This window comes from Bacillus sp. 05T22 (assembly GCF_056396765.1).
In genome coordinates this window covers 1-21,921 of sequence record NZ_JBFTMC010000039.1, presented here as the reverse complement: position 1 = coordinate 21,921, position 21,921 = coordinate 1, and the positions used below count along the sequence as shown (strand labels likewise).

The 21,921-nt window shown below is 36.7% G+C and carries 19 protein-coding genes; all 19 read right to left on the bottom strand.

The features are described from left to right. Window positions 1-6: 6 nt before the first annotated feature. Entirely contained in the window at window positions 7-2,679 is a 2,673-nt protein-coding gene (gene mutS, locus AC1DIT_RS13690; protein ID WP_016115909.1) for a DNA mismatch repair protein MutS, read from the bottom strand. Between the two features lie 178 nt (window positions 2,680-2,857). Continuing rightward, on the bottom strand, window positions 2,858-3,400 hold the full coding sequence (gene cotE, locus AC1DIT_RS13685) for an outer spore coat protein CotE (RefSeq protein WP_016115910.1): 543 nt from the start codon (window positions 3,398-3,400) through the stop codon (window positions 2,858-2,860). Between the two features lie 129 nt (window positions 3,401-3,529). Then, the gene (locus AC1DIT_RS13680) at window positions 3,530-3,961 is read right to left on the bottom strand and encodes a YlbF/YmcA family competence regulator (RefSeq protein WP_016115911.1); all 432 of its coding nucleotides are present in this window, start codon (window positions 3,959-3,961) and stop codon (window positions 3,530-3,532) included. A 3-nt stretch (window positions 3,962-3,964) separates the two neighbouring features. Continuing rightward, window positions 3,965-5,494, bottom strand: a complete 1,530-nt coding sequence (gene miaB, locus AC1DIT_RS13675) for a tRNA (N6-isopentenyl adenosine(37)-C2)-methylthiotransferase MiaB (protein ID WP_016133214.1) — start codon at window positions 5,492-5,494, stop codon at window positions 3,965-3,967. A 447-nt stretch (window positions 5,495-5,941) separates the two neighbouring features. Continuing rightward, entirely contained in the window at window positions 5,942-6,808 is an 867-nt protein-coding gene (locus tag AC1DIT_RS13670) for a 2-oxoacid:ferredoxin oxidoreductase subunit beta (protein WP_016115913.1), read from the bottom strand. Beyond that, on the bottom strand, window positions 6,795-8,552 hold the full coding sequence (locus tag AC1DIT_RS13665; RefSeq protein ID WP_476998234.1) for a 2-oxoacid:acceptor oxidoreductase subunit alpha: 1,758 nt from the start codon (window positions 8,550-8,552) through the stop codon (window positions 6,795-6,797). Before AC1DIT_RS13665 ends, AC1DIT_RS13670 begins: the two co-directional genes overlap by 14 nt. 258 nt (window positions 8,553-8,810) lie before the next feature. After that, a complete protein-coding gene (locus AC1DIT_RS13660) occupies window positions 8,811-9,773 on the bottom strand; it encodes a dipeptidase (RefSeq protein ID WP_476998235.1) in 963 nt (320 codons plus the stop codon). Window positions 9,774-9,796: 23 nt separating this feature from the next. Further along, window positions 9,797-10,057, bottom strand: coding sequence for a stage V sporulation protein SpoVS (gene spoVS / locus AC1DIT_RS13655; RefSeq protein WP_000404341.1), 261 nt, complete (start codon window positions 10,055-10,057; stop codon window positions 9,797-9,799). Window positions 10,058-10,206: 149 nt separating this feature from the next. Then, complete coding sequence (locus tag AC1DIT_RS13650; RefSeq protein WP_003199419.1) at window positions 10,207-11,001, bottom strand: TIGR00282 family metallophosphoesterase; 795 nt, start codon at window positions 10,999-11,001, stop codon at window positions 10,207-10,209. A gap of 182 nt (window positions 11,002-11,183) precedes the next feature. Next, window positions 11,184-12,752 carry a ribonuclease Y gene (gene rny, locus AC1DIT_RS13645; protein ID WP_016115916.1) on the bottom strand — a complete coding sequence of 523 codons (1,569 nt, stop codon included), beginning with the start codon at window positions 12,750-12,752 and terminating at the stop codon, window positions 11,184-11,186. A gap of 431 nt (window positions 12,753-13,183) precedes the next feature. Beyond that, window positions 13,184-14,209, bottom strand: coding sequence for a recombinase RecA (recA, locus tag AC1DIT_RS13640; RefSeq protein ID WP_016115917.1), 1,026 nt, complete (start codon window positions 14,207-14,209; stop codon window positions 13,184-13,186). A gap of 142 nt (window positions 14,210-14,351) precedes the next feature. After that, the gene (locus AC1DIT_RS13635) at window positions 14,352-15,590 is read right to left on the bottom strand and encodes a competence/damage-inducible protein A (protein ID WP_016115918.1); all 1,239 of its coding nucleotides are present in this window, start codon (window positions 15,588-15,590) and stop codon (window positions 14,352-14,354) included. 20 nt (window positions 15,591-15,610) lie between these two features. Further along, the gene (gene pgsA, locus AC1DIT_RS13630) at window positions 15,611-16,189 is read right to left on the bottom strand and encodes a CDP-diacylglycerol--glycerol-3-phosphate 3-phosphatidyltransferase (RefSeq protein ID WP_016115919.1); all 579 of its coding nucleotides are present in this window, start codon (window positions 16,187-16,189) and stop codon (window positions 15,611-15,613) included. A gap of 64 nt (window positions 16,190-16,253) precedes the next feature. Continuing rightward, complete coding sequence (locus AC1DIT_RS13625; RefSeq protein ID WP_154214601.1) at window positions 16,254-17,165, bottom strand: RodZ domain-containing protein; 912 nt, start codon at window positions 17,163-17,165, stop codon at window positions 16,254-16,256. Between the two features lie 12 nt (window positions 17,166-17,177). Next, the gene (locus AC1DIT_RS13620) at window positions 17,178-17,963 is read right to left on the bottom strand and encodes a DUF3388 domain-containing protein (RefSeq protein WP_016115921.1); all 786 of its coding nucleotides are present in this window, start codon (window positions 17,961-17,963) and stop codon (window positions 17,178-17,180) included. Window positions 17,964-18,099: 136 nt separating this feature from the next. Next, on the bottom strand, window positions 18,100-18,348 hold the full coding sequence (locus AC1DIT_RS13615; protein ID WP_003199403.1) for a DUF3243 domain-containing protein: 249 nt from the start codon (window positions 18,346-18,348) through the stop codon (window positions 18,100-18,102). Window positions 18,349-18,427: 79 nt separating this feature from the next. Further along, on the bottom strand, window positions 18,428-19,141 hold the full coding sequence (ymfI, locus tag AC1DIT_RS13610; protein WP_016115922.1) for an elongation factor P 5-aminopentanone reductase: 714 nt from the start codon (window positions 19,139-19,141) through the stop codon (window positions 18,428-18,430). 184 nt (window positions 19,142-19,325) lie between these two features. Then, entirely contained in the window at window positions 19,326-20,612 is a 1,287-nt protein-coding gene (yfmH, locus tag AC1DIT_RS13605) for an EF-P 5-aminopentanol modification-associated protein YfmH (RefSeq protein WP_016115923.1), read from the bottom strand. Further along, the gene (gene yfmF / locus AC1DIT_RS13600) at window positions 20,613-21,887 is read right to left on the bottom strand and encodes an EF-P 5-aminopentanol modification-associated protein YfmF (protein ID WP_016133216.1); all 1,275 of its coding nucleotides are present in this window, start codon (window positions 21,885-21,887) and stop codon (window positions 20,613-20,615) included. It abuts the gene before it with no gap. Between the last annotated feature and the right edge of the window lie 34 nt (window positions 21,888-21,921).

The window sequence follows — 21,921 nt, the reverse complement described above, 5'->3', positions numbered from 1 at the left end:
ACTTACTCATCCTTTCTTTAACTTTTTCTGCAAACGATACAATTCATTTAAAGCTTCTAGAGGAGTCATATCAAGTAAATCGATTTTTTTAATTTGTGTTAATACAGCTGTTTCTTTTTGATCAAACATAGGCTTGTCTTCTTTTTTCACAGGCTGTTCTGTAGTAAAGAAAGATAGCTGTGATTCTGCAGATTCTTCTTTCTCTTCTAGCTGCGGTTCTGATTTTTCTTTTTCAACGACTGGTTCTTGGACAATTTCTTCTTGTACTTTCACTTCCACTCGTTTTGGAATGATGATTTCCTCTTGTCCTTCTAGCTGTGCTAACACTTCTTTCGCACGAGCAATTAAGCTATCTGGCAGTTCAGCAAGCTGGGCAACGTGAATACCATAACTTTTATCCGCTGCACCATCTTGAATCTTATGCAAGAAAACAACTTTTCCGTTTTCTTCAATAGCTGAAACGTGTACATTTTTCAGTTGCTCTAAGCTTTCTTCTAATACAGTTAGTTCGTGATAATGTGTTGAGAATAATGTTTTCGCTCCAATTTGATCATGAATATGTTCTATGATTGCTTGTGCGAGTGCCATACCGTCATACGTAGATGTACCGCGTCCAATTTCATCAAATAGAATTAGACTTCTTTCCGATGCATTCGCAATTGCATTTTTCGCTTCTAACATTTCGACCATAAATGTACTTTGACCTGAAATTAAATCATCTGCTGCACCGATTCTCGTAAAGATTTGGTCAAAGACAGGTAACACCGCTTCTGTTGCTGGTACAAAACAACCGATTTGCGACATAACAGTAACAAGTGCTAATTGACGCATATACGTACTCTTACCAGACATGTTTGGACCCGTAATTAAAAAGACATCCATATTTTCAGGCATCATGCAGTCATTTGGAACATACAATTTGCCGTTCAATACTTTTTCTACAACAGGATGGCGACCATCTTTTATAAAGATTTCACGTTTATCTGTTAAAACTGGTTTTACAAATTGCTCTTCTTCACTTACTGTTGCAAAGCTTTGCAGTACATCTAGTTCACTAATAACTTTCGCTAAATGCTGTAATTTAGGAATAAACACCTTTACTTCTTCACGAAGTGCAGTGAATAAATCATATTCTAGCTGTACAATTTTTTCTTCTGCCTCTAAAATCAATGTTTCTTTTTCTTTTAATTCATCTGTGATGAAACGTTCTGCGTTTGCAAGTGTCTGCTTACGCTCATAGCGCCCCTCTGGAAGAGCAGAAAGATTTGCCTTTGTCACTTCAATATAGTAGCCAAAAATACGGTTGTAACCAATCTTTAATGATTTAATCCCTGTAATATCACGCTCACGTTTTTCAAGCTCTGCAATCCACGTTTTTCCGTTCTTACTAACATAGCGATATTGATCTAATTTGTCATTATAGCCATCTTTTATAATATCCCCATCTTTTATAGAAAGCGGTGGGTTTTCTTGAATACTTCTTCCTAGTAACTCTGTTAAACTTTCACATGGATCAGCGCCTTGAATTAACCTTGCTGCATAAGAATTGTCTAATAAACTAATGGCCTCTAAAATAGCTGGCACTTGCAGAAGTGAACGTCTTAATTGCAGTAAATCACGCGCATTTACGTTACCATATGCGACTTTTCCTGCTAAACGCTCTAAATCATAYACTTCTTTTAGYTTTTCTTTTAAATCTTCACGTAAGAARTARTCATTCACAAACGTTTCAACCATTTCTAAACGYTCTTCAATGTTGTCTTTTTGTATAAGTGGACGTTCCATCCACTGTTTTAACATACGGCCGCCCATAGCTGTTTTTGTTTTATCTAATAGCCATAATAAAGAGCCTGTTTTCTCTTTTGTTCTAAGTGTTTCTGTTAACTCTAAATTACGCTTTGAATGTACATCAATTTTCATAAATTGATTTGTATAATAAATATCCACCGGCTGCAAGTGATCCAATGAACGTTTTTGCGTTCTTAATACATAATTCAATAAGCGTCCTACTGCTGTAACTAATTTCGTTTGCGTCACATTTTTAACAAGATGTTCCAACCCTTCAGGAATCTTCGTCTCATCTTCATATGAAATTGTCATTTTCAATGTTTCTGTTAGCTTGTTTAGCTCATCTTTTGAAAATGTAGAATCTACAACAATTTCTTTTGAACCTGTTGCATACACCTCTAATAAAACATCTTCTACCGTACCCGTTAATAGTGTCACTGTACTTTGTCCTGTTGTTAAATCATTACAAGCCAGTGCATAAGAACCATCTTCAAAATGAGTTAACGCCGCTAAGAAGTTGTTTTCTTTCTCATCAATTGTGCGCCCTTCCATCATCGTTCCTGGCGTAATCAATTGAACAACTTCACGTCTTACAACACCTTTTGCTGTTTTTGGATCTTCTACTTGTTCACAAACCGCAACCTTATATCCTTTTTCAACGAGCTGTTCAATATAGTTTTTTGCTGCATGATATGGGACACCACACATCGGTATGCGATCACTACTCCCACCATCTCGGCTTGTCAATGTAATTTCAAGCTCATGTGCTGCCTTTATAGCATCCTCAAAGAACATTTCATAAAAATCTCCTAAACGGAAAAATAAAAAGGCATCTTGATAATCTGCCTTGACCTTTAAATATTGTTGTATCATCGGGGTGTACTGTGCCATTTGTTTCCTCCATACTTCATAAAAATGTGCTATATTTATATGCCGCACTTCACGGACAATTTTCTCTCCACTTATAGGAGTCTCTCTTCATTATAGCACATTTTCAATACAAAATAGTTCCATCCAGTATCACTAATACTATGTAAAAAGCTAGGAAGAAATTCTCCCTAGCTTTCTATTATTCTTCTTCTGCATCTACAATAAAGTTTGGATCTAACTCTTCAAATTCATCATCATCTACTTCAAAGTTATCCTCATCCTCTGGACATCCATCTGGATTTACATTTACACAAATTTTTGTTTCACCGACAACTTCTGTTACAAATTCACGCTCTACCGTTACAACAATTTTGTTATCATTTGGTGAAACAATTGCTTCTAAACAATTTGGATGTTGAATAACGCGGGCAATAATTTCTAAATCTTCACCTGAAAAATTTTTGTCACGATATCCAATATTGATTTCATCCGTGTAACTAACACGTTCTGTTACAACTTCTGTTTTTGTGTTTTCATCAAATGAGTACCACGTATTCACATCGTAGTATCCTTCAATTTCTACAGCCTTCCCACTCTTTCTTGCTTCATATGTGTGATTAATTACCCAACATCCGAGAATACTTGTCGGCTCATGATTTGATTCACATGTATGCGTTGACTTTGTATACTTACGTCCTTTGCCCACTACTGCCTTTGTAATAATCTCTCTAAATTCGGACATTCGGAACCCTCCTCAATCAATATTCACTTAATCATATGCGTGACAATAGCGGAATGTGTCATTCTTTTTTTGACAAAAGACTATAGAGCAAAATAAAAACAAAAAAGAGATGTCCATAAGACATCTCCCTTAACAATCACAATTCCCTTTTTTACTCTCTACTTCAGCACCCGTTTCACCTTTCAACACATTGCCACCAGTCGAAATTAAAATTTCATCCGTTACGTTATTAGAAATGGTACTTGCTACAAGCTGCAGTAAATCATTTACATATGTTTGTGAAGATTTAAATTCCTGTACAACCGGAATGCTATCAAGTTTATCTTGCAGAGCATCTATTTCCGCTTCTACTTTTTTCAATGCTTCCCATTTTCCATAATGCTGTAAGTTTACGGCTTGTTTTTGCAGCGTTTTAATTTCATCAATTGCACGTTTTACATTTTCATTTTTATGAATTTGCGCTTCCGCACGTTTAAAGAAATCCACTTCTTCTGTTTCAGAAATCATTTTCGCTAATTCTTTCGCTTGCTCAACAATTTCATCTTTTGTATAAACTTTCATCTATTATTTCACCTCGATTGGCTCCTCAACCAATTCCCCGTTTAGAGACCAAGTTTTTGCTTCCGTTACTTTTACTTTTACAAGCTGACCGATTGCAGATTTTGGAGCTACGAAGTTTACAAGTTTATTGGTACGCGTATAGCCTGCAAGCACATCGGGATTATTCTTACTTTCTCCATCAACTAGTACTTCAACGATTTGGCCTTTATATCGTTTATTCTTTTCCATAGAATATTCATTAACCAATGCATTTAAACGTTGTAAACGCTCTTTTTTCACTTCCATCGGTACATTATCCTTCATTTTTGCAGCAGGTGTACCTTCACGTGGAGAATAAATAAATGTAAATGCACTATCAAACCCTACTTCGTGATATAACGACATCGTTTCTTCAAACTGCTCGTCTGTTTCATTTGGGAAACCAACGATAATATCAGTTGTTAATACTGCATTCGGAATCGCTTCTTTAATTTTACGTACAAGTTCTAAATAGTGTTCCCGTGAATATTTACGTGCCATAATTTTCAACATATCTGTACTTCCAGATTGCACCGGTAAGTGGATATGTTCAACTAAATTACCGCCTTTTCCAAGTACTTCAATTAAGTGGTCATCGAAATCACGTGGGTGGCTTGTCGTAAAGCGAACACGTGCTATATCAATCTTACGAATTTCATCCATTAAATCGCCAAGACCATATTCTAAATCTTCAAAGTCTTTACCGTATGCGTTTACGTTCTGACCAAGCAACGTAATTTCTTTATATCCATTTGCCGCTAAATGACGAATTTCATTAATAATATCTTCTGGGCGGCGACTACGTTCTTTACCACGTGTATATGGTACTATGCAATATGTACAGAATTTGTCGCATCCATACATAATATTTACCCATGCTTTAATATCACCACGACGTACTTTCGGAAGGTTTTCAATTACATCCCCTTCTTTAGACCATACTTCAACAACTATCGCTTTTGAGAACATCGCATCTTTTAAAATGTACGGCAAACGATGAATATTATGTGTACCAAATACCATATCTACATGCTGGTTTTTTTGCATAATTTTATTTACAACAGATTCTTCTTGAGACATACAACCACACACACCAATTAAAAGATCTGGGTTTCTTTGTTTTAATGGTTTTAAATGACCAAGTTCACCAAATACTTTATTCTCAGCGTTTTCACGAATGGCACAAGTATTTAATAGAATCACATCTGCATCTTCTGTCGAAAATGTTGGTTCATATCCAAGTGCTGTAAAAATACCAGCCATTACTTCTGTATCATGTTCATTCATTTGACATCCATAAGTACGGATATAAAACTTTCTTCCGGCACCAAAGTTACGAAACTCTTCTGGCAAACCAAAATCACGTTCAATTTTAACTTCTTCTTTTCCGCGTTTTTTCGCATCTTTTAAAGAAGGCGGCTGATATACACTTTCAAAGTATTTACTGTAATCTTTTTCTCCTTTTTTCATAGAAGAATTGGCTTGTTGACTTGCTAATCGTTGTTGCTCGTTCATGGGTAATCTCCTTTCAACCTTAACTATACACACTCTGTAGTCCATTCTAATGACAATCAGACCCATCTTAAAGATTAGGATAGTTTGAGAGATAACTTGCCCCTTTGAAACTCGAGTAATCGATCTAACCATCCGTAAGAATGGAGTCTTCCCGACACCAATAGACATTCCCTTTTTTGTTGTTTTAACCTTGTCCTTTTAAATAACATGTTATTTTATTCCTATACACACTATCATAGTATAAAGTGTTTAGCCAAATTTAACAACAAAGAGACAGTATCATACCCACGTACTACAGCGCACAAACCAATTTTTTTGACAAGACGATACACTATCATTTTATCATTCTGAATTTTCCGAGTAAACAAAATGTATTAAAAAGTTAACTCCTTTTGTTTACTCACCATGTAAATAAAAAAGCTGCCATTAAGCAGCTTTTTATTATGATTACATGAATTCAGCAACAAGTTCATCAAACATTTTTTGATCCATTTGTAAATCAGCTTGCACTAAAGGTTTTTCGCTATATCCCTTTACAAGTTCTTGGTAAGAAGGCTGCTCTGTATTTTGATAAATTAAGCCTGTTACTAAACCTTTGTTTTCCATTAATGTTTGCATAGCAATCATACGATTAGATGGATCGTATCCTTCGATTGTGCTTAATTTTGTTAAATTTTCTTTAAACCAGTCATACGTATTTACTTTATTATAAGTTACACATGGGCTAAATACATTAATTAAAGAGAATCCTTTATGCTGAATACCAGCTTCGATAAGCTGCGTTAATTCTTTTAAGTCACTAGAGAAGCTTTGTGCCACAAAAGTTGCACCAGCTGTTAACGCCATTTCCATCACAGATAACGCTGGTTCAATTGAACCTTGCGGTGTACTTTTCGTTTTAAATCCCGCTTCACTACGTGGTGAAGTTTGACCTTTTGTTAAACCGTAAATTTGGTTATCCATAACGATGTACGTAATGTCAATGTTACGACGAATCGAATGAATTGTATGTCCCATACCGATTGCAAAGCCATCTCCGTCACCACCAGATGCGATAACTGTTAAATCACGGTTTGCCATTTTTACACCTTGTGCAATTGGAAGTGCACGCCCATGAATACTATGAACACCATATGAATTAATATAACCTGAAATACGACCTGAACAGCCAATTCCAGAAATAACAGCTAATTCATCTGGGTTTAAACCAACGTTAGCTGCTGCACGTTGAATCGCAGCTTGCACCGAGAAGTCTCCGCAACCTGGACACCAGTTTGGTTTTACACTGTTCCGAAAGTCCTTAAATGTTGCCATTTAATACAACCCCTTTTTTGCATTCGTTGTAAATTTCTTTTGGTAGGAATGGATTCCCGTCATATTTTAACAGACTAGAAATTTTCTCACCATTGCCAAGATTCATTTTCATAATGTTAGCAAGCTGACCAGTTGCGTTGTTTTCTACTACAACAACGCGCTTTGCACCCTTTACAAGTGGAAGAATTTCATCAGTTGGGAACGGATGAATTAAACGAACATGAGCATGATTTACTTTTAATCCTTCTTGCTCTAAACGCTCCATTGCTTCTTCAATTGCACCACGAGTAGAGTTAAAGCCAACTAACAATACATCAGCTTCATCATACTTAACATTTTTGTAAACAGGGGTATTAAACTTTAAATTCTCCATTTTACGGAAACGTTTGTCCATTTGTGCTTTACGATTCAGTGCTGATTCAGATGGTTTACCAGTTTCATCATGTTCTACACCTGTCACATGGTGAACACCATTTTTCATACCAGGTAAAACACGTGGTGAAACACCATCTTCTGTCACTTCATAACGTTTAAAGTAAGCTTTATTTTCACGATCTGGTAACTCTACCTGTAAATCAAGCTTACCGCGGCGAATTTCTACTCTGTCTAACTTCAATGGTTCTACTGTTTGCTTTCCTAAAGAAAGCTGTAAATCTGTTAAGAAAATAACAGGAACTTGATATTCTTCCGCTAGGTTAAATGCTTCTACGATATCATAGAACGCTTCTTCAACAGTACTTGGCGCCATTACGATTTTTGGAATTTCACCGTGTGTCCCGTAAATCATCGCCATTAAATCAGATTGCTCTTGCTTTGTTGGTAAACCAGTACTTGGACCACCACGCTGTGTATCAATGATTACAAGAGGTGTTTCCGTAATACCAGCTAAACCAATTGATTCCATCATTAAAGATAAACCAGGTCCTGCTGATGCTGTTAGGGTACGTACACCCGCATAGTTCGCACCAATTGCCATTGTACAAGCAGCAATTTCATCCTCTGTTTGGATGACTGTTCCGCCTACTTTTGGTAATTTTTTAATTAAGTATTCCATAATCTCAGAGGCAGGTGTAATTGGATATGCTGACATAAAGCGCGCTCCACCAGCTACTGMGCCAAATGCAATTGCATCGTTACCGATCATAAACATACGTTTTTGACCATCAGCTTTTTCAAGCTGCATCATATTCACTTTCTCACCAAGTAATTCTTTCATATATTGAGAGCCGCGTTTGATTGCTTCCATATTCTTTTTAACGACTTGCTCTCCCTTGCGACCGAAAATTTCTTCAACAACTTCTAAATACACAGTTTCATCTAACCCTAATACTGCACTAGATGCTCCAATGGCAACCATGTTTTTCATTAGTGATGTCCCTAATTCAGAGGCAATATCTGTAAACGGTATTGCATATAGATTTACATCTGAACTTTCTGGTATAGTTGGATTAAATTTTGCATCTGCAACAACAATTCCACCTGGTCGTAGTTCGTGGAAGTTAAAATCAATTGTTTCTTGATCAAAAGCAATTAAAATATCTAAATCATCTGATATTGCGCGTACTTCAGTTGTACTTACGCGAATTTTATTATTTGTATGACCACCCTTAATTCGTGATGAAAAGTGGCGGTAACCGTATAGGTAATACCCTAAGCGGTTTAATGCAATACAGAAGATTTCTCCTGTACTTTCAATTCCTTCACCTTGTTGTCCTCCAACTTTCCATGAAAGTTGACTAATCATCTCCTACACCCCTTTTGGCTGCATTCATTGTAGTGTATTTTTTTACAGTAATAGTGTAGCACTTTTTATGCAAAGAAACTACAATGGACACAAATTATACCTCTTCAGACTTCCCTGAATGTTTTGCATAATCTTAATTCGTCTACAATTCTAGCCTTACACTGAAAAAAATGCAATAATTTGGCCTGAATTTCATTCGAATTTTTTAATTTTTCTAACTTTTTATTTTCAAATAAAAAAACATTAAACAATAAGCAACTAGAAAGAAATATGATTAATGAAATTATCATATAAAAAGCTTTGAACATTTGTTTCACTGTATCGCTTACTCAGTTCATTGATTACATATTCATAACACCGATACGCTTCCACACCGACAACCATTTCTGTGATACCATCAAAATCCGAACCAAATCCTATATTGCGCTCTCCTCCAAGCGAACAAATGCGCTCCACATGCCGTAATATGTCATCCATATAAGCAGGCCTATGGTTGGTTAAAAACTCTGGAACGAACGTTACACCAATTACACCATCTTTTTGAATAAGTGCTTGTACTTGTTCATCTTTCAGATTACGCGGGTGCTGACAAAGCCCATAACAATTTGAATGTGATGCAATTGGATATTGAGCAATTTCCATCACGTCCCAAAAACCTTTTTCATTTAAGTGAGACACATCTGTCCATAAACGAAACGAATTCAGCTCTTCTACAACCTTCTTACCAAACGCAGTAAGTCCCGCTCCTCTTGTTTCCAGTGCTCCATCAGCTAATAAATTCGCATGATTCCACGTGAGTCCCATAGATCGGACTCCTAAACGATAGAGCGTGCGCAATTTCATCATTTCTTTTCCAATTGCTTCGCCGCCTTCTAATGTTAAAATCGCGCCAATTTCATTTGGTTCTAACTGCGTTATATCTTTTTTTGTCTGAATCAATTTCATGTTTGGTAACGATAAAACCTGCTTATAAAATATATCTATCAAAGCTAACGTAGCTTCAAAACGTTGTTCATATGGTACGATTTCAGGTACATATATCGCAAAGCATTGTACGCTTCCTTTTCTTTGCTCCAATTGTTCAAATGTAATATGTAAAGACGGATCATTTTGAAAATTCTTCTTTCCTTTTGCACTCCATAGTTGCCATAGTACATCACAGTGCGCATCAAACACTTTCACTTTCATTTCCCCTTCCCCATAAAAACAACCTGTTTGCATAAAAGCAAACAGGTTGTTCAAACTTAACGAGGTTCTACAATTAATTTTATTGCTGTACGTTCTTCACCATCAATCATAATGTCTGTAAAAGCTGGGATACAAATCAAATCCAAACCACTAGGCGCTACAAACCCTCTTGCAATTGCTACTGCCTTCACAGCTTGATTTAATGCACCTGCGCCAATAGCTTGGATTTCTGCTGTTCCGCGTTCGCGAATAACTCCAGCAAGTGCACCGGCTACAGAGTTAGGGACCGAAGTTGCTTTAACTTTTAATATTTCCATTCCTCGTTTCCTCCTCGTTTCTTTAAAAAGTATTAGCGATTGATTTCACTTTAACTTATATTCACGAGGGGAGACATGTATTCCTGCTAAATTTCTGTAATTTTTCTAAAAAATTAAAATATAATGTTTTTTCTAACTTTTAAATAATCTTATTCGAAAAATGGTTGATCATCATTGATTAAAATACGCTCAATTTTTTTCGCTTTTCCTGTATTTGGATCCACATCAATTAATACTGCACTTAGTTGTGTTCTTCCATTTGTTACTTCAAAACGTACAGGTAAATTCGTTAAAAATTTCTTCAGTACAGCCTCACGATCCATACCTAAAATCCCATCATACGGACCAGTCATTCCAACATCTGTAATATAAGCTGTTCCGCTTGGTAAAATACGATTATCTGCTGTTGGAACATGCGTATGTGTCCCTACGACTGCCGTAGCACGTCCATCTACGTACCAACCAAGCGCCTGTTTTTCACTTGTTGTCTCAGCATGAAAATCAATAAAGATAATATTTGTACGTTTTTTGGCAATGTTAATTAATTCATCCACTTTTCGGAACGGGCAATCAATTGGCGGAAGGAACGTACGTCCTTGTAAATTAATTACCGCTACTTCGGTACCGTTACAATTTACAAAAATAAGTCCTTTTCCCGGTGTTCCCTCTGGGAAATTGGCTGGTCTTGCAAGATATTTTGCATCATCAATAAACTCAAACACTTCACGGTTATCCCAAGCATGATTCCCAAGCGTAACTGCTTGTGCACCACACTCTAAAAAGTTTCGGTAAATTTTCTCTGTAATACCACGACCACCTGCAGCATTTTCTCCATTAATAATTGTTACAGTAGGCGTATATTTTTTCTTTAACGCCGGTACGTATTGTTGAATCATACCTCTTCCAGGGGATCCTACTACATCTCCAACAAATAAAATTCTCATATGTCTTACCCTTTCTATGTACTACGTATTTTATTACTCACTTATAAGAAAAACAAACTGCTCATTAAAATTCTTCTTCCATTCTAGCCAACTAGAATGGAAATCGAATAAAGTGATTTGCAAACGATTTATTTTATATTGCCCAATCCCAACACAAAAAAATAAAGTGGCGTTTCACCACTTTATTTTGCGTATTCCACTGCACGTGTTTCACGAATAACTGTTACTTTAATATGTCCTGGATAATCCAATTCATTTTCAATACGTTTTCGAATATCACGCGCTAAACGATGGGCTTCTAAATCATCGATTGTATCCGGTTTTACCAAGATGCGAACTTCACGTCCTGCTTGAATTGCAAAAGATTTTTCTACTCCTTCATAGGATTCTGAAATCTCTTCTAACTTTTCAAGACGACGAATATAGTTTTCAAGCGTTTCACTACGAGCTCCTGGTCTTGCAGCTGATAACGCATCCGCTGCTGCAACTAAAACTGCAATGATAGAAGTTGGTTCTGTATCACCATGGTGAGATGCGATACTATTAATAACAACCGGATGCTCTTTATATTTCGTTGCGAGTTCAACACCAATTTCAACGTGACTACCTTCTACTTCATGGTCAATTGCTTTTCCGATATCATGCAATAGACCCGCACGTCTTGCTAATTTTTCGTCCTCGCCAAGCTCCGCTGCCATAAGTCCTGTTAAGTACGCTACTTCCATAGAGTGTTTCAACACATTTTGTCCATAACTTGTACGGTATTTCAAACGACCTAAGATTTTAATTAAATCTGGATGTAATCCGTGGACACCTACTTCAAATGTTGTTTGTTCCCCAACTTCGCGAATATACTCATCCACTTCACGTCTCGATTTTTCGACCATTTCCTCAATACGCGCTGGGTGAATACGTCCATCCTGTACGAGCTTATCAAGAGCGATACGAGCTGTTTCACGACGAATTGGATCGAACCCTGATAGGATTACCGCTTCTGGCGTATCATCAATAATAAGGTCAATACCTGTTAACGTTTCTAACGTACGAATATTACGACCTTCACGCCCGATAATACGTCCCTTCATTTCGTCATTTGGAAGATTTACAACCGAAACGGTTGTTTCAGCAACATGATCAGCTGCACATCTTTGCATTGCAAGAGATAAAATCTCTTTTGCTTTCTTATCTGCCTCTTCTTTCGCACGAACTTCACTTTCTTTTACCATAACGGCAATTTCATGAGAAATTTCACTTTCCACTTTCCCTAAAATGATTGCTTTCGCTTGTTCGCGTGTCAGATTGGAAATGCGCTCTAATTCCGTTTGCTGCTTTTGAACTAACTCTCCCACTTTGCTTTCCAACTCTTCAATCTGTTGTTGTCTCGCTACAAGAGATTCCTCTTTCTTTTCTAACATCTGCTCACGTTTATCGAGCGTCTCGTCTTTACGATCAAGGTTCTCTTCTTTTTGCATTAAACGATTTTCTTGTTTTTGTAATTCGCTTCTACGATCACGAATTTCTAATTCAGCTTCTGTACGAAGTGTATGAATTTCATCCTTTGCTTCTAAAAGCGCTTCCTTCTTAAGTGCCTCTGCTTCACGATTTGCATCTTCTAAAATGCGTCTCGCTTCGTTTGCTGCACCATTAATCTTCGCTTCTGCAATAGACTTTCGAACAAAAAAGCCAACAACTGCACCGACTGTTGCAAGCAAAATGGAGATGAGTATCCAAATTAATGTACTACTACTCATGATTTCACCTCCCCTTGCCATGAATGAAAAAAGACTGTCGGCATGTACATTAATTTGCAACGTACAGCAAAGACCGTCGCCCCGCTTTTTAAGGGACTTTCTTCATTTCACAATTAAAATGTCATATTATTATTTCGAAAAGGTATAGAACCTACTCCGAATGTTACTTCTCTTCTAGAGAAGAGTGTATCGTATATAAGAAAAAATATACATTCTCATTGTATCTATCGCAATTTTCATTGTCAAGCGTTGTCTACTTTTACTTTCTTTACCTTTGTCATATAAATCTCCTTTTAACGAAAAAAGTTTATATTCACCAACGATGACACCCCTTACCTAATCAGTTTTAACAAGGGAGAACGCCTGAATGAAAGGCCTTGCTACATATTATTGTGAAATAAAAAACAAAAGACACGAAATCGTGTCTTTTGTTAATCTACAATAGCGCCTTCTTCTAAGTTTCCAGAATCTTCACCAATACCATGATGTTCACGAATAAAGAATGCAATTTCATCTCTTAATTCTGGATTTTCTTTTAAGAATTGTTTTGCATTTTCGCGCCCTTGTCCTAAACGTTCTTCATTATAAGAGTACCAAGCACCACTTTTTTGAACGATATCAAGTTCAGAAGCCATATCTAAAATTTCGCCTTCTCTTGAAATCCCTTCTCCGTACATAATATCAACTTCAGCAACACGGAAAGGAGGTGCTACTTTATTTTTCACTACTTTTATTTTTGTTTTGTTACCAACAATATCATTACCTTGCTTTAATTGCTCAGCGCGACGCACTTCAAGACGAACTGTTGAATAGAATTTCAACGCACGACCACCTGGAGTTGTTTCTGGGTTCCCGAACATAACCCCAACTTTTTCACGAATTTGGTTAATAAAGATTGCAATTGTTTTCGATTTGTTAATCGCACCGGAAAGCTTACGAAGTGCTTGTGACATTAGACGTGCTTGTAAACCGACGTGAGAGTCACCCATTTCTCCTTCGATTTCCGCTTTTGGTACAAGAGCCGCTACAGAGTCAATTACGATAATATCAATTGCACCGCTTCGTACTAAAGCTTCTGCAATTTCTAGACCTTGTTCTCCTGTATCAGGCTGTGATAATAGTAACTCATCAATATTAACACCCAATTTTTGTGCATATACAGGATCCATCGCATGTTCTGCATCAATAAATGCTGCTTGTCCACCTTGACGTTGCACTTCTGCAATCGCATGTAAGGAAACCGTTGTTTTACCTGAGCTTTCAGGTCCATAAATTTCGATAACACGTCCGCGCGGGTAACCACCAACACCTAAAGCTACATCAAGTGCTAATGAACCACTTGGAATTGTAGAAATTCTACGTTCTGCCTGTTCTCCTAATTTCATAATGGAACCTTTACCAAATTGCTTCTCTATTTGTTTTAACGCCATATCTAATGCCGCTTGACGATCACTCATTCAAAATTCCTCCTTAACTGAATTGCTAATCTTATTATACCTATTTTCATATCAATTTGCCAACAAAAATCGAACGTTTATTCGTTTTTTTGTTTTCCATGGAAAAAGTTTCATTTTTCATCACAAAAAAACTAGAAGAAACTTACATCTCTTCTAGTTTTTTGTATAAATGATAAAATCCATATTTCACAGAGCGTTCTCGAATTTGCTGACGACTTCCACTTAATTTAAGAGGAAAAACAAACGTTGGTTCATTCTTTATCGCTAAACCTACAAAAACAGTACCAGGCTCTTTATTTTCCGAAGCACCCGGTCCTGCCACTCCAGTAAAGCTAATCCCAATATCTGCCTTCAATAGTGTCTTTACATTTTCAGCAAGATAACGGGCACATTGTTCGCTAACAGCACCGACTGTTTGTAAGATTTCTTCAGGCACTTGTAAAACATGTTGTTTCACATCGTTATGATAGCAAATCACGCCGCCTTTAAAAACAGAAGATACGCCGGCATTTTCTGTTACTTGATTTCCAAACAGACCGCCTGTTAAACTTTCTGCACACGCTAAAGTTAAAGCCTTTTTATTCAATAAATCAATCGCTTTATTATGAAGAAAATCTTGATTATATCCGTAGAAAAACTCCCCTACTCGTTCTAAAATCAAATCTTCTACATGTTGAATTAACACTTCCGCATGCTTTACATCATGGTGTTTAGCGGTCAAACGAAGCGTTACTTCTCCATCTGAAGCTAGCGGAGCAATTGTTGGATTCGTTTGCCCATCAATTAAGTCTTGAACTTTCACTTCCAGTTGGGATTCTCCAATGCCGAAAAAACGAAGAACACGGGAATATATATGCTCTTCAGTTGTAAAGTTACGTAAAAACGGCTCTACGTAGCTTGTATACATCGGTTTCATTTCTTTTGGCGGGCCCGGTAATAAAATATAAACCTTCTGGTTCTTAGCCAGCCCCATACCCGGTGCCATACCATGATCATTTGCAAATACAGTCGATCCTTTCAAAACAAGTGCTTGTTTCTTATTATTTTCTGTGAATTCGCGTCCTGTACGTCTAAAATACTCGCCAATTGACGTTAAAGCCACTTCATCATAAACAAGTTCTTCTTGTAAGGTTGAAGCAATTGTTTCTTTCGTTAAATCATCTTTTGTTGGTCCCAATCCACCGGTAAAAATGAGTATATCTGCACGTTTCTCAGCAATTTGAATTGCTTCTTGTAAACGGTGATTATTATCACCCACAACCGTATGATAATACACATTCATTCCGATGGAAGCTAACTTTTCAGATAAAAACTTCGCATTTGTATTTGTAATTTGCCCGAGTAACAATTCTGTTCCAACCGCAATAATTTCGGCATTCATTCCGATTCCCCCATAAGCTGTTATTTTGAATTTACAAAAGCAGCTCTATTTTTCCAGAAATAGTCCAAGCCAGAAATAACCGTAAAGATAAGTGCAATCCATATGGAAATATCCGCAACCCGAATATGGATTAAATTTAACGGTACATCATGTAATAAATATGCTGAAATCGCAATAATTTGTGTCCATGTTTTAATTTTCCCTAACATATTCGCCGCAACAACCTCACCAGTTCCAGCCAATATAAGACGTAATCCTGTTACAGCAAACTCACGGCTAATGATTACAATAACAATCCAAGATGGAACATATTGCATTTCTACTAATGTAATAAGCGCTGCTGAAACAAGTAACTTATCAGCTAATGGATCAAGAAACTTACCTAGATTCGTCACGAGATTATACTTTCTTGCATAATGTCCATCAATCCAATCTGTAGCTGAAGCAACAATGAAAACTATCGCTCCTACTAAATGTTGAATTGGTAAATCTACATTTCCAACTGTATATGTTCCCCAGTTAAAAGGAGCTAACATAATTACTAAAAAAATTGGAATTAAGCAGATTCGAGATATTGTAATTTTATTTGGTAAATTCACAGCTATTCCTCCATCATGTCAAAAACATTTGTTCATTGGAAAAAAGTCATCGAAGCGATGACTGTTATTGTGCAGGTTGTCCTACCCCTAGATTTTTAATCACTAATCTTTGGTGATATTCCTTTTCTGGATCTAGTGGGAAAGCAACAACTTGGCCATTCAGTTTAATTTCAACATTCGGTGTACTTCCAATGTTGAGAAGTACTTCTTTTGCTGTTGTTAAATCATGTTTTTCTGTTTGACCTTCTTGAAGTGTACCATTAAAAACGACATTTCCACCTTCATTTTTAATGTCTACATAACTTGCACCCTTCGCTGTAATTTCTAACTCCAGTGCTTTATTATTATGAATTTCCAAAGTAGATACCTTACCACTTGTTCCAACAAGCTTCACTTCTTCTTGTCCAGCAGGCGGCTGTTGTGCTGGTGGTTCTTCTTTCTTTGGCTCTTCTTTTTTAGGTTCTTCTGCTTTTACTTCATCTTTCTTTTCATCAAGCGGCGAATCTTTCGCCTTTTGTACTTCTATTTGTTCGCTTTTCGTTTGTTTTACTTGTCCTTCATCTTTTCCAATTAACCATTGGAAAACAAACCACACAGCTATCCCTACTGCAATTACCAATAATGCAATCAATATTTTAGACATATGATCTGCTATTGGAAGCGATGCTGCTTTTTGCATAGTTTCTTGTGTTTTTTGACCTTTTGATATTTGCGGTACATCATGAGATTCAGATTGTGGTACTACGCTTTGATACTCTACAATCAACTCTTCTCCGTTCAGACCAACCGCGTCCGCATATTGTTTAATAAATGCACGTGCATAAAATGCACCAGGCAATATACTATAATCGCCCTCTTCAATTGTTACTAAATACCGTTTTTGAATTTTCGTTACCTCATGTAGCTGATCAATAGACAAGCCTTTCGCTTCTCTTGCATCCTTCAGCTTTTGTCCTAATTCCGTCACTACTAACACCTCAATATTTCTTTAAAAGTCAAACATAGAGAAATTGTTTTGCGCTCCTTGCTCAATTTCATCTACTAAATTATATTGAATTTCTTCATCATAATCGTTACGCAATTCAATAATATAATCAAAATCATCAAGTGTATATTCTGATTGACTCACAAATACATCTGGATGTTCGACAACTTTAGTTGCGGGTAACCTCATAATTTCACGAACGAGTTGCCAATGCCTTTCATTCGCACGCTTTGTTGAAACAATGCCATCTAATATAAAAATATTATCGTCACTATACTCATCTTCAATCAGTTGACTGCGTACAGTTTGTTTAATAAGAGTAGACGAAACAAATAGCCAACGCTTATTTGCACAAACACTTGCAGCAACGATAGATTCCGTTTTTCCAACGCGAGGCATTCCTCTTATTCCGATGAGTTTATGCCCTTCTTTTTTCATTAGTTCCGCCATAAAATCAACGAGTAAACCCAATTCATCACGAACAAAACGAAATGTTTTCTTATCATCTGCGTCTCGCTGTATGTACCTACCGTGCCTAACTGCCAACCTATCTCTGAGCTTTGGTGGACGATATTTCGTTACCGTTATATTATCCATCGTATTCAAAATTGATTCAAGTCTAGAGATTTGCTCTTGGCTATCACACATAAGCAACAACCCGCGCCGAGCGTTGTCTACACCATTAATTGTGACAATATTAATACCAAGCATACCGATTAACGAAGAAACGTCACCAAGCAAGCCAGGTCGGTTTTTATGTATTTCATATTCAAAATACCATTCAATCATCAAATGTCACTCCCCCTGCTTACTTTACACCTACGTACTATATTATATGATTTTACGTTAATAGGGAAGATAAATGTATAATGAATCACGGTATTTTCAATACCTAAAAAAAAGAGAGGATTTTCTCCTCTCTTTTTTACTTATGTTGTACAAATTTTACCATTAAGTTAGCTATCATGTGTTGTTCTTGTTCATCAGCCACTTTCCAAAGCTCGGCTAATAACTTTTCTTGATCATTTCGCGCCTCTACCTCATTTGCCAAATAATCGCCTACACGGAATGCCATATCTGAAACTGCACCACCATCAAGCCCTTTTCCTTGCGCCTGTTCTAAACGTTCTCCTAAAAAGCTTTTCCACTGGTCAAAATTTTCTAATACTGACATGTTTAAGCACCTCACTATTAAGTAATACAATCATACTTAATTTGTACAATTTCTTACTTTTTATGTACATATTTTTATTTTAACAATGCCAGCCACCGTTTACTCCAATAATTTGCCCTGTTATATAGGAAGCGCCTGGTGATACAAGGAAAGAAACAGTTTTGGCGACTTCCTTTGGAAATCCAATCCTTCCAGCTGGAATCTCTTCTGCGATCTCTTTCTTGTCCTCTTCTGAAAACACACTTAACATTTCCGTCTCTATGGCTCCTGGTGCCACTCCATTTACACGTATACCACTTAGCGCAACCTCTTTTGCGAGCGCCTTTACATAAGAGTTTTGTGCACCTTTTACCATAGAATACAGCACCTCACAAGACGCTCCTACTTGTCCCCATATAGATGAAATAACAACGATATTTCCACTTCGCAGGCGAATCATCGATGGAAGCGCAAGTGAAAGAAGGTTATAAACACTCTTCACCTGCAATTCCACCATCTCATTCAATTGCTCATTTGTCACATCTGTCGCCAAACCAAATATACTTTTTCCAGCTGCATACACAATAACATCAATCGGATAATGAATTTGCGCCCAGAGCTTTTGCACGCCATCTACCGCTGCTAAATTCGCTTGAACTGGAATGATTGCACCAAGTTGCTGTTCTAATTTTTTTATTTTCTCTTCACTTTTGTTGTAATGGACATACACCGTATAACCATCTTCAACTAATTGTTTCGAAATTGCAGAGCCAATTCCTCCGCTTCCTCCAGTCACTAATGCAAACTTTGTCATATGTATCCTCTCTTATCTTTCCTCTACAGAGAAACTCTTTCAAATCACTAATCTTATCATGTATTCACAAACAAATAATACCCCCACCTTACAATTCAGCAATAGCCAAAAGGTTAGGTGGGGGATAAACTGTCCGTAAAGTTCTAAATCGTAAGGCTTAAGCCCCACTTATTCATGTTTCATTTTATTTCTTCGGCAAGACTTGGCAAATACTCATTCTTTCTTCGGATAAAAATACTTTGGCTGCTTCTTGTAAATCTTGAACAGTTAAGCCCTCTAAAACGGACAGAGCATCAAACAAACTAGATTCATTAAACGCATACCTTGTGAATTGATTTGCAATATATTCAGGTGAGTTAAGCGATCGTAAAAAGCCGCCAATTTTCTTTTTCTTTACACGCTCTAACGCATTCTCATCTAATTCATTATAATTAGTCTGTAGTAAAACACCTTTTAAACGTTCAGCTAGCTCATCAGGTTGCTTCGTATCACCACCAACCATCGCAAAACCAAAGTTACTTTCTTCTGTATAATCATAAGAGAATGAGTCATCAATAAGTCCTTCATTATATAAAGACTCATAATGAACTGATCCTTTCCCAAATAAATAATCTAAAAGTAATGTAAGCGCGATCTCTTGTTTTAAAAGCTCTTGCCCTTTTTCTTTAAGCCCAGTCGCCTTTATGCCTATTAAACATTTCGGTGTTTGAACAGGCATAGAAATAATTTTTTTCTTTTCATTTACTGATTCTGGTTCATCTTCAAACGAACGTACGATTTCTGGTTGATTTTTATAATCTTTTTTCGCCTGATTTTCACGTACTAAGTTCATTGTTTTTTCTGGGTCAATTGCTCCTACAACAAATAACAACATATTGCTAGGATGATAAAATGTCTCGTAGCACTCATACAATAAGTCTTTTGTAATTTTACTAATGGACTCAATTGTTCCTGCAATATCAATTTTAATTGGGTGTTTGACAAATAAACTATCGATTAAGCCAAAATACAAACGCCAATCCGGGTTATCTTGATACATTTGAATCTCTTGACCAATAATTCCCTTTTCCTTTTCAACTGTTTTTTCAGAGAAATAAGGTTCCTGAACAAAATTTAATAATGTATTTAAATTTTGTTCTACATTTGATGTACATGAAAACAAGTACGCTGTTCTCGTAAATGATGTAAACGCATTCGCAGAAGCACCTTGTTTACTAAACAACTGAAACGCATCATGATCTTCTTTTTCAAACAATTTGTGCTCAAGAAAATGAGCAATCCCATCTGGCACTCGAACCATTTCTTCTTTTCCAAGTGGAACAAACGTGTTATCAATGGAACCATATTTTGTTGTAAACGTCGCAAAAGTTTTATTAAATCCTTGCTTCGGCAATATATATACATCTAACCCATTTGGAAGCTTTTCATAATAAAGTGTTTCTTTTAATTGTTCATAAGAAATTTTCTCCATCTATTCTCCCTCCGTTCCGTGTAAAAAGTAAATCGTATCTAGCTCAATATTATTGGCAACCTTTACAATTTTCTCTTTTGTAACACGCTCAATTCCAGTTAACCATTCCTCTACTGGACGGGTACGTTCTGCAATGACGCCATGATAAAGCATTTCTACGAAACCACGCGGTGTATCAATTGCCTCTAAAATTTGGTTTTGAATTACACTCTTTGTTTGATGAATTTCTTCTTCTGAAAAGTCACCGTTTTGCATTGCTTTCATTTGCTCTTTAATAATCTCGACTGCTTTTTCATAATTTTTCGCTTCAATTCCCGACATAACAAAGAGAAGACCTTTATGGCTTTCAAAACGCGACGCTGCATAATAGGCTAAACTGTTTTTTTCACGTACATTCACAAATAATTTCGAATGTGAGAATCCACCAAATAACCCGTTAAACAGCTGTAGCGCAAAATAATCCTCATCACGGTACGTAATATATGTGCGATATCCGATATTTAATTTACTTTGCTTTAATTCTTGTTTTTCAACAATTTCTTGTTCTTCATTATTTCGCTTATGAAGAATGACATTTTTGTCTTTTGCTGTACGAGGCGCGATTGAAAAGTATTTACCTACTAAGTCAACCGCATCTTCATCTATGTCACCAATGATATATAGATCCATTTCATCTTCCGCTAACACATTTTGATAATAGCGGTATAAAGTTTCATTTGTAATGGAGGCAACGCGCTCTTTTTGACCATTTGCACTTAAACGATATGGTTCTACTTTACACATTTCTTCTATTAATCGTTCATTCGCATAGCGCATTTTATCATCATATGTAGCTTCAATTCGTTGCACGAGCGCTCTTTTTTCACTTTCTACAATTGATGATAAAAAACCGCTCCCTTCCGTTGCTGGGTGTAATACAATATCAGACAGCATAGACAGTGCTTTTTCAAACAACGGCGGTGCATCTTGTAAATATGTTTCGTTGGCAATATCCACATAAATAGAGATGATATGATCTTCCCCTTTTTTACTTACATCTACCGCCAGAGAAGAACCGTACAACTCCTCTAAATATTGGCGAAGACGAATTACAGATGGTAGTTTTTCTGTTGCACTTTGCAATACATATGGTAATAAAGCACGCTCTGTCACCGTTTCTTCATTTAAAGGTGCTTTAAAGCGAAATACAAATGTATTTGTTTTATATTTATCTGTCGGAATCATATGTACACGTAAACCACCTAGTTCATGCATTTGCTGTTCCATCAGTTTCATTTTATAGCCCTCCTTTACGTATGTAGGAATATTC